This is a genomic window from Azospirillum oryzae (assembly GCF_008364795.1).
Classification (GTDB): Bacteria; Pseudomonadota; Alphaproteobacteria; order Azospirillales; family Azospirillaceae; genus Azospirillum; species Azospirillum oryzae.
Genome location: NZ_VTTM01000001.1, coordinates 587,405 through 602,129 on the forward strand (window position 1 = coordinate 587,405; position 14,725 = coordinate 602,129).

Below are 14,725 nucleotides of genomic sequence, written 5' to 3' on the forward strand. Positions count from 1 at the left end.
CTTAGAACCTGGTTCCGAAGCTGAAGCGGATAAGCTCTTTCTTGTCGTAGCCTTCCTTGCGGATCGGCAGGGCGACATCGAGCCGGATGGGGCCGAACGGCGACTTCCACGACACGCCGGTGCCGATGGAGACGCGGATGCTCTCGTCATCCTTCACGTTCGGATCGCTGATATCGACCTTGCCCAGCGTGCCGACATCGGTGAAGGCATGGCCAAGCAGACCGAATTCCTCCGGCAGGCCGAAGGGGAAGCTCATTTCCACCGAGGCGCGGGCATAGCGCGTGCCGCCCAGCGCGTCGCCGGTCGAAATGTCGCGCGGGCCGATACCGGCGGTGTTGAAGCCGCGCAGGGTGTCGCCGCCGATGAAGAAGCGGTCGCCCAGATCGACCTTCTTGCCGAGGCCGTGGATGTAGCCGATTTCACCGGTGGTGCTGAGCACCCACTGGTCCTCGCCGAGCGGCAGATAGTAACCGGCAGCCAGCTTGTTCCGCAGGAAGCGCACCGACCCACCGAGACCGGCGATGTCGTTGGTCAGACGGACGAAGTAGCCCTCGGTCGGCGTCAGCTTGCTGTTGCGGACGTCATAGGTCAGTTCCTGTCCGATCAGCGAGGTCAGACGTTCACCGCGCTGCTCCTGGATGTACTTCGACGCCGTGGTCGGCACTTCCTCGATCAGCGTGTCCTGCAGCTGATAGTAAACGCGCTGGCGAAGGCGCTCGGTTAGCGGATAGCCGAGGCGCAGGGCGAAGCCGGTGTTCTTCTCGTTGAACGAGCTTTCGTCCTGGTAGTTGTAGCGCGTCCGGAAGACGTCGACACCGGCCGACAGGTCGCGGTCCATGAAGTACGGCTCCGTGAAGGAGATATCGTACAACTGGCGCCGGCCGGACAGCGTGGCGCCCAGACGCAGATCCTGACCGCGGCCGAGGAGATTGCGTTCGCGGATAGAGAAGTCACCCAACGGACCGTCGGAGGTCGAGAAGCCCGCACCGATGGAGATTTCACCGGTGGACTGCTCAGCGACGTCGACGTTGACGACGGTACGATCCGGCGCACTGCTCTCCGACGTCGTGATGTTCACGCGCTCGAAGAAGCCGAGATCCTTGATGCGCTGCTCCGACCGCTTCAGCTTCGACGCGTTGAAGGGGTCACCTTCGGACAGCAGCATCTCGCGGCGAATCACCTTGTCGAGCGTCCGGACGTTGCCCGAAATATCGATGCGATCGACGAAGGTGCGCGGCCCCTCGTTGATCTCGTAGGTGATGTCGATGGTGTGGGTTTCACGATTGCGCGAAATCCGCGGACGGACATCGACGAAGGCGTACTGCAGATCGCCGACCGCGCTGGTCAGCTTCGTGATGGTGTCTTCCACCTTCTGGGCATTGTACCAGTCGCCCTCGGTGGTGGTGACGCTGTTCTGCAGAACCGCAGGGTCGAGCTGCTTCAGCGAGGTCTTGATGTCGACCTTGCCGAACTTGTAGCGCTCGCCTTCCTCGATGGTGAAGGTGATGAAGAAATCCGATTTGTCCGGAGTCAGTTCGGCGACCGCCGACACGACGCGGAAATCGGCATAGCCTTCCTTCAGGTAGAAGCGGCGCAGCAGATCGCGATCGTAGTTCAGGCGATCCGGATCGTAATTGTCATCCGACGACAGGAACCGCCACCAGGCGGATTCCTTGGTCTGGACGTTCTCGCGCAGGGTACCGTCGGAGAAATGCTCGTTGCCGATGAAGGTGATGCCACGCACGCCGGTGCGCACGCCTTCATTGATCTCGAACACCAGATCGACACGGTTCTGGTCGAGCTGGATGATCTTCGGTTCGACCGTCGCACCGAATCGGCCTTGCCGCCGGTAGATCTCCTGGATGCGCTGGACGTCGGACTGGACCCTGGTCCGGGTATAGACGACGCGGGGACGCAACTGGATTTCCTTCTCCAGCGTGTCCTTCTCGATGCGCCGATTGCCCTCGAACGCGATGCGGTTGATGATCGGGTTCTCCGCCACCGTGACCACGAGCGTATCGCCCTCGCGCTTCAGCACGACGTCGGCGAACAGGCCGGTGTTGAACAGCGACTTCAGCGACTGGTCGATCCGGTCGGGATCGAACGGGTCGCCGGGCTGGACGGTCAGGTAGGAGCGGACCGTGGAGGGTTCGATGCGCTGGGTGCCTTCGACCCGGATGTCGCGCACCGTACCGCCACTGAACACCTGGCTGACCGTGGACCCGGTGACCGCCGGGGCCCGACCGGGCGAGGCGGCGGTTTGGGCGAGGGCGACAGACACCGTCGTCATGGCGCAGCCGGCCATCAGGCCCGCCACCAGAACTTTGCTCGACACCGGCAAATCACGCTCCCTGGCAAGGGGCTGGTTTTAGGAAACCAGTCCCCGGAAGAAATCGACCACGCGCAATTGAACAAGGTCGTTCCACGTGGCGAAGACCATGAGCGTTAATACCAAGGCCAATCCAATTCGGAAACCGTATTCTTGCGCTCGCGCTCCAAGCGGCCGGCCGAGAAGCTTTTCGATGCCGTAAAAAAGCAGGTGGCCGCCGTCCAGCATCGGCACCGGAAACAGGTTGATCAGGCCCAGGTTCACAGACAGGAAAGTCATGAACCAGACCAGCGGATACCAGCCGGATTGCGCCACCTCGCCCGACATCTGGGCGATCCGCAGGGGGCCGCCCAACTCCTCCGTCCCGCGCGATCCCTGGACCATCTGGCCCAATGCGGTGAAGGTGCCGGTGATCATGCCTGCGACTTCACGTCCCGCCTGCCAGACGGCGGTCAGGGGGTCATGACGCATCATGCCGACGCTGCCGCGGCTGATCCCGAGCAGACCGATCTGGTGAGCATTGCCGAGTCGGTCGGTGACCGTCTGCGACTCCGGTGTGACAGTCAGGGTCATCACCCGCCCATCACGCTTCAGTTCGATGGCCAGCGGTTCGCCCGGGCGGATCGAAACGATCTGCCGGATCTCTTCGAATCGCTGAACCCCGGTACCATCGACCGACAGGATCAGATCGCCCGGCTGGATGCCGGCGCGTTCCGCCGCACTGCCGGGCTGAATGCCACCGACGTCCGGCGGGGTGAAGGACTGGCCGGCGGTCATGAACAGCAGGGATAGAACGACGATGGAGAAGACGAAATTCGCGATCGGTCCGGCCGCGACGATGGCTGCGCGCTGCCCCACCCGCTTGTGGTGGAAAGACACCGCGCGCTCCTCCGCCGACATGGCGGTCAGATGGGCGCCTGGCGTGCTGGCCGGATCGGCATCGCCGAACATCTTGACATAGCCGCCGAGCGGCAGCGCGCTGAACTTCCAGCGCGTGCCCGCCCGGTCGGTGAAACCGAACAGTTCCGGTCCGAAACCGATGGAGAAGGTCTCGATCCGCACGCCGTTGCGGCGCGCGATCAGATAGTGACCAAGCTCGTGCACGAAGACGAGCACGGTGAGGACCAGCAGAAAGGCCAGCACCGAGGTCCAGAAACCGCCGATAACGTCCATATCAACCCTTGCGCCTTCCAGCGCCTCGAACGCGGATCATCGGCTGCCAACCGCCGTCGCACCGATCGCCGCCACGCGGCCGGCGGCATCCCGCCTCGCGTCCGCGTCGGCCTCCCGCACGGCGGCGAGATCGCGCAGCGGGCGGTGGGGCAACGCCGTCAACGTCTCCTCGACGATCCGTTCGATGTCGAGGAAGCCGATCCGGCGGTCGAGAAACGCCTGGACGGCCACCTCGTTGGCGGCACTGAGTATAGTAGGAGCGCCCCCCCCGCTTTGCAAGGCGGCCCGGGCCAGTCGAAGTGCGGGGAAACGCTGGGGATCAGGAGCCTCGAAGGTCAGCGTCGCCGCCTTGACCAGATCGAGCCGCTCCGCTGGCGTGGCGATGCGGGCGGGCCAGCCGAGCGCATAGGCGATCGGCGTGCGCATGTCGGGCGTGCCGAGCTGCGCCAGGACCGAGCCGTCGACATATTCCACCAGCGAATGGATGACGGACTGCGGGTGGACCAGCACGTCGATGCGCTCTTCCGGGATACCGAACAGGAAGTGGGCTTCGATCAGCTCAAGCCCCTTGTTCATCATCGTCGCGCTGTCGACCGAAATCTTGGCGCCCATGTCCCAGGTCGGGTGGGCGACCGCCTGCTCCCGCGTCGCAGCCGCCATGAAGGCGCGATCCCTGGTGCGGAAGGGACCGCCGGACGCCGTCAGGATCAGTCGGGCGATGCTGTCGGTGCGGTCGAAATCGAAGACCTGGTAGATGGCGGAATGCTCGCTGTCGACCGGCAGCAGCGTCGCGCCGTGGGCCTTCACCTCTTCCATCATCAGGGCGCCGGCGCAGACCAGCACCTCCTTGTTGGCGAAGGCGACGATGGCGCCACGCCGGACAGCGGCAAGGGTCGGCTCCAGACCAGCGGCGCCGACGATGGCGGCCATCACCCAGTCGGCCGGACGTTCCGCCGCCGCGGCAACCGCTTCGGACCCGGCCGCGACCTCGATGCCGGTGCCGGAGAGAAGGCTCTTCAACTCGGCATAGGCTGCGGGGTCGGCGACCACGGCCAATCGGGCGTTCAGTTGCCGGGCCTGTTGAGCCAGCAGAGCGACGTTGCGGTTGGCGGTCAGCGCCTCCACCGGAAAACGCTCCGGATCGCGGGAGACGAGGTCCACGGTCTGCGTTCCGACCGAGCCTGTCGACCCGAGGATCGTTACGCTGCGCGGCGCATCAGGCCCCGCCCCCGCTTTCACCACCATGACAGAACCGATCCAACGGCCGCGTGAAACAGGGCCAGCACCGGGGCCGCGGCCAGAAGCCCGTCGATGCGGTCGAGGATGCCGCCATGCCCGGGAATGAGCTGGCCGCTGTCCTTCACATTGTAGCGCCGCTTGACCGCCGATTCGAACAGGTCGCCGGCCTGCCCGACCACGGCGACGGCCGCGCCAACCGCCAAAGCGATGTCCGGACGCGCCGTTCCGAAGGCGAGAGCCACCAGCCAGCCGAACAGGGCCGACGATGCCATGCCGCCGATCAGGCCGGCCCAGGTCTTCTTGGGGCTGATGCGCGGCGCCAGCTTAGGCCCGCCGATGCTGCGGCCCGCGGCATAGGCCCCGATATCGGTCGCCCAGATGGCGATGAGGACGAACAGGAAGAGAGACAGCCCGGACTCCGGCAGATCACGCAGCCACATCAGGCCGGCCATGCCGACAGCGACATACAGCACGCCAAACCCGAGAAGGTTGCGGTCGGCGCCGCCACCGACTATGGCGGTCAGAACGGCAAAAGCTGCCGCCACCCCCAGCCCGGCGGCCGGACCGGCGGCGATCTGCGCCATCAACGCGACGATGATGCCGATCGCCGCCATGATGCGGGCCGGCAAGCGGCGGGCGCTCGGAACGATGCTGGTCCATTCGGATACGGCGACCACCGATCCGAAGGCGATCAGGGCATGGAACACCCAGCCGCCGATCCAGACGGCACCCAGCACGACCGGCGCCATGACCAATGCCGACAGGACGCGAACCTTGAGGTCCCCCGCCCTGGATGGCTTGGCCGGCACTGCGAGCGAATCCGGCGTGTCAGCGGGACCCGGCGGTGGTGGCGCCGAAGCGGCGTTCCCGTCGGTGGAACTCTTCAATCGCCGCCTCCAGATCGCGCTTGGTGAAATCGGGCCAGAGCGTATCGACGAAGACCAGCTCGGCATAGGCCGCCTGCCACAGCAGGAAATTGCTAATCCGCTTCTCGCCGCTGGTGCGGATGATCAGGTCGGGGTCGGGTATGTCGGCCGTGTAGAGCCGCGCCGACAGCGCGTCCTCGTCAATGGCCTCGGGCGCCAGACGCCCAGCGGCCACCTCTTCCGCCAACCGGCGAGCCGCATGGACGATCTCCAGGCGCGAGCCGTAGCTGAGTGCCACCACGAGCGTCATCACCCGGTTGTCGCGGGTCAGGCCCTCGGCATTGTCGATCAGCCGGTTGATGTCCTCCGACAGTCGCGTACGGTCACCGATCACCCGCAGGCGGACGCCCGCCCGGTGCAGTTCGGCGACTTCGCTGCGGAGGTAGAAGCGCAGCAGACCCATCAGGTCGCTGACCTCTTCCTCCGGCCGGCGCCAGTTCTCCGAGGAGAAGCTGAAGATCGTCAGAGTGCCGATGCCAAGTTCGCGCGCCGCCTCCACGGTGCGGCGGACGGCGTCCACGCCCTTCTTGTGCCCGGCGGTGCGCGGCAGGCCGCGCGCCTTGGCCCAGCGCCCGTTGCCATCCATGATGATGGCGACATGCCCTGGGGCCGTGTTGGACCGGTTGTCGTCCGCGTCGCGCATTCCGGATCAGACCTGCATGATTTCCTTTTCTTTTTGCGCAAGCGAGTCGTCGACCAGCTTGATGTGCTGGTCGGTCAGCACCTGCACCTTGTCCGCCTGGACCTTGTGCTCGTCCTGGGTGATCTCGCTGGCCTTCTCGGCCTTCTTCAGGCCGTCCATGCCGTCGCGACGGATGTTGCGGATGGCGACACGGCACTGCTCGGCATATTTGTGGGCGACCTTCGCCAGTTCGGCGCGGCGCTCCTGGGTCAGATCGGGCAGCGGCACACGAATGACCTGCCCCTCGGCCTGCGGGTTCAAGCCCAGGCCGCTGTCGCGGATGGCCTTTTCGACCGCCTTGGTCATGCCGCGGTCCCACACCTGCACCGAGATCAGGCGCGGCTCCGGAACGGAGACGGTCGCCACCTCGCGCAGGTGCATGCGGCTGCCATAGGCCTCCACCATCACCGGTTCGAGCAGATTGGACGAGGCGCGGCCAGTGCGCAGACCGCCCAGTTCCTTGCGAAACGAGTCAAGCGCGCCTTCCATGCGGCGCTTCAGATCCGATAGGTCGGGCGCAGCCACGGGCCTACTCCCTTTCTTCCGTTATGATGGTGTGCTTGCCACGGCCCTGCATCACTTCGGCGAAGGCGCCGGGCGTGTGGATCGAGAAGACCAGAATGGGAATGTGGTTCTCGCGCGACAGCGCGATCGCCGAAGCGTCCATCACCTGCAGGTCCTTGGTCAGGACATCCATGTAGGTGAGGCGTTCGTAGTGCTGGGCCGACGGATCCTTCTTCGGATCGGCGGTGTAGACGCCATCGACCTGCGTGCCCTTCAGCAGACCGTCACAGCCCATTTCGGAGGCGCGCAGCGCCGCGGCGGTGTCGGTGGTGAAGAAGGGGTTGCCGGTGCCGGCGGCGAAGATCACCACCCGGCCCTTTTCCATGTGGCGGACGGCGCGGCGCCGGATATAGGGCTCGCAGACCGTCGACATGGGAATGGCCGACTGCACCCGCGTGCTGACGCCCATCCGTTCGAGCGCGCTCTGCATCGAGAGCGCGTTCATCACGGTGGCGAGCATGCCGATATAGTCGGCCGACGCACGCTCCATGCCGTTCGCCGCACCCTTCACACCCCGGAAGATGTTCCCCCCGCCGATGACCAGACTGACCTGGACGCCGAGTGCGATGACCGCCTTCACCTCGTTGGCGATGCGGTTCACCATCTCCGGGTCCAGACCATAGTCGCGCTGACCCATCAGCGCTTCGCCCGACACCTTGAGGAGGACGCGCTTATAGCGGACGCCCTCGGCCGGCGCGGTGGTCCCGGTGGTTTCGACCATGGGGGGAACGCTCCCTTGCTGTTTCGGAATGCGGCGTGCGGACCTAAGCGTTCGACCTTACCGGTCTCAGCCCTGACCGCCGGCAGCGGCAGCGACTTCGGCGGCGAAGTCCGACTGGGCCTTCTCGATGCCCTCGCCCAGCGCGAAGCGGGTGAAGGCCGTGACCTTGACCGGAGCGCCGATATCCTTGGCGGCGTTCTCCACCACCTTGCGGACTTTGGTCTCGCCGTCGATCACATAGGTCTGCTCCAGCAGGCAGACTTCCTCGTAGTACTTGCGGACGCGGCCTTCGACCATCTTCTCGATGATGGCTTCCGGCTTGCCCGAAGCGCGGGCCTGCTCGGCCAGCACGTTGCGCTCGCGCTCCAGCGACGAGCTGTCGACATCGGCGATGTCCAGCGCGTCCGGACGGGCGGCGGCGATGTGCATGGCGATCTGCTTGCCGAGATCGGCCAGCTTGGCCGTGTCGCCGGTCGACTCCAGGGCGACCAGGACGCCGATCTTGCCCAGGCCCGGCGCGATGGCCGAGTGGACGTAGCTGACGACGACACCGGCCGAGACCGACAGGGTGACGGCGCGGCGCAGGTTCATGTTCTCGCCGACGGTGGCGATCAGGCTGGTCAGCTCGTCCTGGGCGGTGTGCGAGGTGCCCGGATAGGTCGCGGCCTTCAGTGCCTCGACATCGCCGGCAGAGGTCAGCGCCAGCTCGGCGGCCTTGGCGGCGAAAGCCTGGAACTTGTCGTTGCGGGCGACGAAGTCGGTCTCGGCGTTCACCTCGACGACGGCACCCTTGGTGCCGGCGGTGGCGACGGCGACCAGACCCTCGGCGGCGACGCGGCCCGACTTCTTCGCGGCGGCGGCGAGGCCCTTCTTGCGCAGCCAGTCGACGGCGCCCTCGAGGTCGCCCTGCGTCTCGTTCAGCGCCTTCTTGCAGTCCATCATGCCCGCGCCGGTCTTCTCGCGCAGTTCCTTGACGAGCGAGGCGGTAATCTCGGCCATGTTGCGCCCTCTTCCTTCCAAGCGATCCGGCAGGCGGATCGGATTGAGTCACAAAGTCAAAACGGGTGGCAACCCATAAAAAAGGCAGCCGGGCCATAGGTCATAAGGCCCGGCTGCCCTTGAACCGTCAGGGTCAGGCCTGGGCGGTCTCGGCGGCGGTCTCTTCCTCCGGCAGCTGTTCGGCCGGGGCGTCCTCGGCGGCGCCGACGTCGATGCCGGCGGCGCTCATCTCGGCCTGCAAGCCGTCAAGCACGGCGCCGACCGTCAGGTCGCAGTACAGCTCGATGGCGCGCAGGGCGTCGTCGTTACCGGGGATCGGGAAGGCCACGCCGTCCGGATCGGAGTTGCTGTCGAGGACCGCGATGACCGGGATGCCCAGCTTGTTGGCTTCCTTGACCGCGATCGACTCCTTGTTGGTGTCGATGATGAAGATGACGTCCGGCAGGCCGCCCATCTCCTTGATGCCGCCCAGCGCACGCTCCAGCTTGTCGCGCTCGCGGGTCAGCTCCAGCACTTCGCGCTTGGTCAGGCCCGAGGTGTCGCCGCCCAGACGCTCTTCCATCTCGCGCAGGCGCTTGATCGACTGGGAGATCGTCTTCCAGTTGGTCAGCATGCCGCCGAGCCAGCGGTGGTTGACGTAGTACTGGCCGCACTTGGCGGCAGCCTCGGCGATGCGCTCCTGGGCCTGGCGCTTGGTGCCGACGAACAGGACGCGACCGCCGCCGGCGACGACGTCACGCACGGCCTGCAGGGCACGGTGCAGCATCGGGACGGTCTGCTCGAGGTCGATGATGTGCACGCCATTGCGCACGCCGAAGATGTACTGGTTCATCTTCGGGTTCCAGCGGCGGGTGTGGTGACCGAAGTGGACACCGGCTTCCAGCAGCTGGCGCATGGTGAAGGTGGGCATGGTCATGTGGAAAAAATCCCTTTTTCCGGTTGCTCCGCCGCGGGCATTGTCGACAGCGCATGGAAACCATGGCTGAAGACACCGGATCGGGCCATCGGAGTAAAACCGAGGGTCCGCCAGCCCGCGTGAGGTTTTGACGACGGCGCTTACATAGCCCCGCACGCGCATGTTGACAAGGAAAAAGGCCACCCGGACCAGCGTCCGGATGGCCTTTTCAGCAAACCGCCAAGGACCGGTGAAAGTTCCTTTACGCCTGCGGCGCGGACGGTGCGGCGACCTTCGGCTTCGGCAGGTCGAGCTTCAGGTGCAACTCCTTCAGACGGGCGGTATCCACCGGCGCCGGGGCCTGCATCAGGAGATCCTCGGCGCGCTGGTTCAGCGGGAAGGCGATGACCTCGCGGATGTTCGGTTCATCGGCCAGCAGCATGACGATGCGGTCGATGCCCGGAGCCGAACCGCCGTGCGGCGGGGCACCCAGCTTGAACGCGCTCAGCATGCCGCCGAATCGGGCTTCCAGCTCCTCCGGCGGATAGCCGGCGATCTCGAAGGCCTTGTACATCACTTCCGGCAGATGGTTGCGGATGGCGCCGGACGACAGCTCCACGCCATTGCAGACGATATCGTACTGATAGGCCTTGATGTCGAGCGGGTTCATCGTCTCCAGAGCCTTCAGGCCGCCCTGGGGCATGGAGAACGGGTTGTGGCTGAAGATGACCTTGTTGGTCTCTTCATCCAGCTCGTACATCGGGAAGTCGACGATCCAGCAGAAGCGGAAGGCGTTCTTCTCGATCAGGTCCAGCTCCTCGCCGATGCGGGTGCGGGCGAGGCCGGCCAGCTTGGCCGCCGGGCCGGGCTGGTCGCAGACGAAGAAGATCGCGTCGCCGTCCTCGAGACCGGCCAGTTCGCGCAAGGCGGCCTGGGCGGCGTCCGGCACGAACTTGGCGATCGGCCCCTTGCCGCCGCCGGCCTCCATGACGATGTAGCCGAGGCCGGGAGCGCCGAGACCGCGAGCCCAGTCGTTCAGCTTGTCGAAGAAGCTGCGCGGACGGTCCGAGACCTTCGGAGCGCGGATGGCGCGGACGACGCCGCCCTTTTCGAGCGTCTGCTTGAAGGCGCGGAATTCGACGTCGTCGCGCTTGAACACCTCGGTCACGTCGGTGATGACGAGCGGGTTGCGCAGGTCCGGTTTGTCGTTGCCGTACTTCAGCATCGATTCGGCGAAGGAGATGCGGCGGAACGGCAGGCCGTCGATGGCCGGCTTCGAGTCGCGCCGGAAGCCGCCGAACTCGTCGAAGATGCCGTGCAGCACCGGCTCGATGGCGGCGAAGACGTCTTCCTGGGTGACGAAGGACATCTCGAAATCGAGCTGGTAGAACTCGCCCGGGCTGCGGTCGGCGCGGGCGTCCTCGTCGCGGAAGCAGGGGGCGATCTGGAAGTAGCGGTCGAAGCCGGCGACCATCAGCAACTGCTTGAACTGCTGCGGCGCCTGCGGCAGGGCGTAGAACTTGCCGGGATGGTTGCGGCTGGGCACCAGATAGTCGCGCGCGCCCTCGGGTGAGGAGGCGGTGAGGATCGGCGTCTGGAACTCGGTGAAGCCCTGGTCGATCATGCGGCGGCGCGCCGAGGCGATCACGCGCGAACGCAGCATGATGTTCTCGTGGATGCGCTCGCGGCGCAGGTCGAGGAAGCGGTAGCGCAGGCGCACGTCCTCGCCGGCATCCGTATCCTGGTTGACCTGCAGCGGGATCTGCTCCGCCTCGCCTTCGACGGTCAGCTCGGCGATCTGCAGTTCGATGCGGCCGGTGGGCAGCTTGTCGTTGATGGTCTCGGCCGTGCGCTTCACCACCTTGCCGGTGACGGTGATGACCGATTCCAGCTTCAGCCGGTTGGCGACCTCGAAGGCCGGGTTGGAGGTATCGACCACGCACTGCGTCAGGCCGTAATGGTCGCGCAGGTCGATGAACAGCAACTGTCCATGGTCGCGCTTCCGGTTCATCCAGCCCGACAGGCGGACGGTTTCACCGGCATTCTCTTCACGAAGCTGGCCGCAGGTGTGCGTGCGGTAGGGGTGCATGGGTCGAAACACCTTGAAAAGGGCGGATTCCGGCGGAAAAAGCGGTTCGACACACCACACCGGACGCGCGCGAAAGTCAAGCCGCGATAGGGTGCAGCGCAGTGCGGCGGGTGCCCGGATGAAACGCTTGGAACAGCATGAAACATCCTGGGCCACCCTGTTCAACCGTTCAATCCGCCGGCAGGCCGGCTGCCGGACCACAGTTTAACACCGCCGTCGCCGTGGGATAAGCGGAGCGGGAAAATCCGGCCGGCCGCCCGCCCGGCCTGTCCTTTTGCAACGCGCATCGCCTCCGCGCGTCGGCGGACTTTCAAGCACCCGTTTGGTCGTGTATGAAGCAACCATGACGCTCATCACGACAACCGACGCCCTTCAGGCCTTCTGTCAGTCGCTGGCAGGGGCCGAGTACATCACGGTCGACACCGAGTTCCTGCGGGAAAAGACCTATTGGCCGCAACTGTGCCTCGTGCAGGTCGGCGGGCCCGACGGCGCGGTCGCAATCGACCCGCTCGCCGAGGGCATCGACCTGGCGCCGCTGTTCGCGCTGATGAGCGACCCGTCGGTGCTGAAGGTGTTCCACGCCGCCCGTCAGGACGTGGAGATCTTCTGGCACCTGTCCGGCCAGATCCCGCATCCGCTGTTCGACACCCAGGTCGCGGCGATGGTCTGCGGCTTTGGCGAGAGCGTCGGCTACGAGACGCTGGTGACCAAGCTGGCCGGCGCCCGCATCGACAAGTCCAGCCGCTTCACCGACTGGTCGCACCGGCCGCTGACCGACCGGCAGCTGACCTACGCCCTGTCCGACGTCATCCATCTGCGCCCGGCCTATGAGAAGCTGAAGCGCCGCCTCGCCCGCTCCGGCCGTTCGCACTGGCTGGAAGAGGAGATGGCGATCCTGACCGACCCGGCGACCTATCAGGTCGATCCGGAAAGCTCCTACATGCGGCTGAAGGTGCGGACCAACAAGCCGCGCTTCATGGCCATCCTGAAGGAGCTGGCGGCATGGCGCGAGCGCGAGGCCCAGCGCCGCGACCAGCCGCGGTCCCGTGTGCTGCGCGACGAGGCGCTGCTGGAGATCGCGGCCCATGCGCCGACCACCGTCGACGATCTTGCCCGCACGCGCGGACTGGGCCGCGGCTTCGCCGAGGGGCGCCAGGGTGCCGACGTGCTGGCCGCGGTACAGGCCGGGCTGGACCTGCCGGACAGCGCCCTGCCCCGCGTCGAACCACGCGAGGAACCGCCGCCCGGATTGCAACCGATCGTCGAATTGCTGCGCGTGCTTCTGAAGATGAAGTGCGACGAAAACAATGTCGCGGCGAAGTTGGTGGCGTCCTCGGCCGATCTGGAAGCGTTGGCGGCCGATGATCGGGCAGAGATTCCGGCGATGCAGGGCTGGCGGCGCGAACTGTTCGGCAATGATGCGCTTGCGCTGAAGCACGGAAAGATCGGCCTTGCGGTCATAGACCGTCGCGTCCGCATCGTTCCTGCTGGCGAACCGCGCCAGTCGACCGATTCGGCCGAATCCGAAACTTGACCTTTTCGGATGGCGTCGCTTCGATGATTGCGGCGCCTTTTGCGGCGATCCGGGTGCCTCCTGCGCCCGGACTTTAGCCTTAAGGGCTTTTTAAAGAAAGTTACCGTTAAGATCGGTTCGGCTTCGTAGGATCGGACGGATCGGGCATGCCCGGCCGGTTCACGGGCCGCCGGAGTCGGCCGGGCGAAAACGCCCGGACGGAAAGAAAAAGGCTGCCGAACAACGAGCGGCCGGAGACTGGGTGGTTGGCAGGCGCGACGCTTGTTGTGGGAGTGAGCAAGGTATGAGCAGGTTTGGCGGCAGACCACCGGTTGGACGGGACCGTGTCCGGCTTTCCACAACGGAGAAGCAGGCCGCCGTCGCCGCCGCCAAGGACCAGAAGCCGGATTTCGACAACGACAAGCTCCTGAACCTGCTGCGCTCGGCGAAGAACGAACTGCAGGGCATGCGGCTGATCCACATGCATCTGTCGCTGCTGAAGGACCGCGATCCGACCAGCCAGATGATGGTCCGCTCCATCATCCAGGAACTGGCGACCAAGGCGTCCTATCTGCAGTCCTTCAACATCTCCAACGGCGACGTCATCATCCTCTACAAGGGGCTGAAGCTGACGGGCGTCACCGACGTCTGCCAGACGGTGGAACAGGTCTTCCTGTCGAAGACGACGCTGACCGGGCCGAACCCCTACAAGGAATATTCGCTCTATTCGATCATGGAACTGGCGTTGAACTTCATCAACGTCATCCGTTTCATCGAAGAACTGCAGGCGAGCGAAACCGGGCAACACGTCACTGAGACCAAGCCGCCGATCACGCTGGAAGAACTGGGCAAGCTCGAACGCTCGATGCAGATGTTCGATCTGTCGCCCTTCCTGTTCAACCAGGGCATCGCCAACATTGGCGGCGGCGATGCGGAGATGGAGTATTATGAACTCTACATCTCCATCAAGCTGCTCCAGGAGCGGCTGTGCCCCGATTACGACATCACCGCCAACAAGTGGCTGTTCAATTACTTCACCGCCAATCTCGACCAGTCGGTTCTGCGTGCGTTGAACCATGGCCTGAGCTTCATGCGCGGGCGGCGGATCGGCATCAACATCAACCTGTCGACCGTCATCTCCACCGGATTCGTGAAATTCGACGAGCGGCTGCCGATCGATTTCCGCGGGCAGGTGGTGCTGGAGGTGTCGAAGGGCGACCTGATCGAGAATCTATCGCTGTTCAACGAGGTGGTGGAGTTCGCGCAGGACCGCCGGTACCAGATCGCGGTGGACGGGCTGAACCCGTTCTGGGTGACGAACTTCGATCTGGAATATCTGAACGCCGACTATGCCAAGATCTTCTGGTCCAACGACATGCTGGAGATGGACCCGCAGTTCGAGAAGTATTTCCGCGACCGCATCGCCGAGCAGGACCGCTGCAAGTTCATCCTGGCGCGCTGCGACAGCGTGACCAGCCTGGTCTATGCCCACAAGATGGGGATCAATCTGGTCCAGGGCCGCGCGGTCGACAACATCATGCGCAAGGGCGTCAGTGTCCGCGAGGCCATCGCGCACGCCAAGGTCGATTGAAGCC

12 protein-coding genes are annotated in these 14,725 nt (G+C 65.2%); 2 read left to right on the forward strand and 10 right to left on the reverse strand.

Annotation, left to right across the window (positions count from 1 at the left end; translation table 11 throughout):
- Window position 1 precedes the first annotated feature (1 nt).
- From bamA to aspS, 10 genes are all read right to left on the reverse strand, one after another.
- Window positions 2-2,290: an outer membrane protein assembly factor BamA gene (gene bamA / locus FZ938_RS02810; RefSeq protein WP_425529364.1), complete on the reverse strand. Its 2,289-nt coding sequence runs from the start codon at window positions 2,288-2,290 to the stop codon at window positions 2-4.
- Between the two features lie 78 nt (window positions 2,291-2,368).
- A complete protein-coding gene (gene rseP / locus FZ938_RS02815) occupies window positions 2,369-3,502 on the reverse strand; it encodes an RIP metalloprotease RseP (RefSeq protein WP_149197145.1) in 1,134 nt (377 codons plus the stop codon).
- A 36-nt stretch (window positions 3,503-3,538) separates the two neighbouring features.
- Entirely contained in the window at window positions 3,539-4,747 is a 1,209-nt protein-coding gene (locus FZ938_RS02820; protein ID WP_149197146.1) for a 1-deoxy-D-xylulose-5-phosphate reductoisomerase, read from the reverse strand.
- The gene (locus FZ938_RS02825) at window positions 4,738-5,550 is read right to left on the reverse strand and encodes a phosphatidate cytidylyltransferase (RefSeq protein ID WP_246457470.1); all 813 of its coding nucleotides are present in this window, start codon (window positions 5,548-5,550) and stop codon (window positions 4,738-4,740) included. The genes FZ938_RS02820 and FZ938_RS02825 overlap by 10 nt, the downstream gene beginning before the upstream one ends.
- A gap of 19 nt (window positions 5,551-5,569) precedes the next feature.
- Window positions 5,570-6,310 carry an isoprenyl transferase gene (locus FZ938_RS02830; protein WP_149197148.1) on the reverse strand — a complete coding sequence of 247 codons (741 nt, stop codon included), beginning with the start codon at window positions 6,308-6,310 and terminating at the stop codon, window positions 5,570-5,572.
- Between the two features lie 6 nt (window positions 6,311-6,316).
- Complete coding sequence (frr, locus tag FZ938_RS02835; RefSeq protein ID WP_012974236.1) at window positions 6,317-6,874, reverse strand: ribosome recycling factor; 558 nt, start codon at window positions 6,872-6,874, stop codon at window positions 6,317-6,319.
- 4 nt (window positions 6,875-6,878) lie between these two features.
- On the reverse strand, window positions 6,879-7,634 hold the full coding sequence (gene pyrH / locus FZ938_RS02840) for a UMP kinase (protein ID WP_149197149.1): 756 nt from the start codon (window positions 7,632-7,634) through the stop codon (window positions 6,879-6,881).
- A 66-nt stretch (window positions 7,635-7,700) separates the two neighbouring features.
- Window positions 7,701-8,633 (reverse strand): translation elongation factor Ts, encoded by a 933-nt coding sequence (gene tsf / locus FZ938_RS02845; protein ID WP_149197150.1) that lies wholly within the window; start codon window positions 8,631-8,633, stop codon window positions 7,701-7,703.
- A gap of 133 nt (window positions 8,634-8,766) precedes the next feature.
- A complete protein-coding gene (rpsB, locus tag FZ938_RS02850; RefSeq protein ID WP_109155550.1) occupies window positions 8,767-9,549 on the reverse strand; it encodes a 30S ribosomal protein S2 in 783 nt (260 codons plus the stop codon).
- Window positions 9,550-9,790: 241 nt separating this feature from the next.
- Window positions 9,791-11,617: an aspartate--tRNA ligase gene (gene aspS / locus FZ938_RS02855; protein WP_149197151.1), complete on the reverse strand. Its 1,827-nt coding sequence runs from the start codon at window positions 11,615-11,617 to the stop codon at window positions 9,791-9,793.
- Between the two features lie 343 nt (window positions 11,618-11,960).
- Here aspS and rnd point away from each other — a divergent pair, with 343 nt between their 5' ends.
- Both rnd and FZ938_RS02865 read left to right on the forward strand, forming a co-directional pair.
- Window positions 11,961-13,151 (forward strand): ribonuclease D, encoded by a 1,191-nt coding sequence (gene rnd, locus FZ938_RS02860; protein WP_149197152.1) that lies wholly within the window; start codon window positions 11,961-11,963, stop codon window positions 13,149-13,151.
- Between the two features lie 283 nt (window positions 13,152-13,434).
- Window positions 13,435-14,721: an EAL domain-containing protein gene (locus FZ938_RS02865; protein WP_149197153.1), complete on the forward strand. Its 1,287-nt coding sequence runs from the start codon at window positions 13,435-13,437 to the stop codon at window positions 14,719-14,721.
- Window positions 14,722-14,725: the final 4 nt, after the last annotated feature.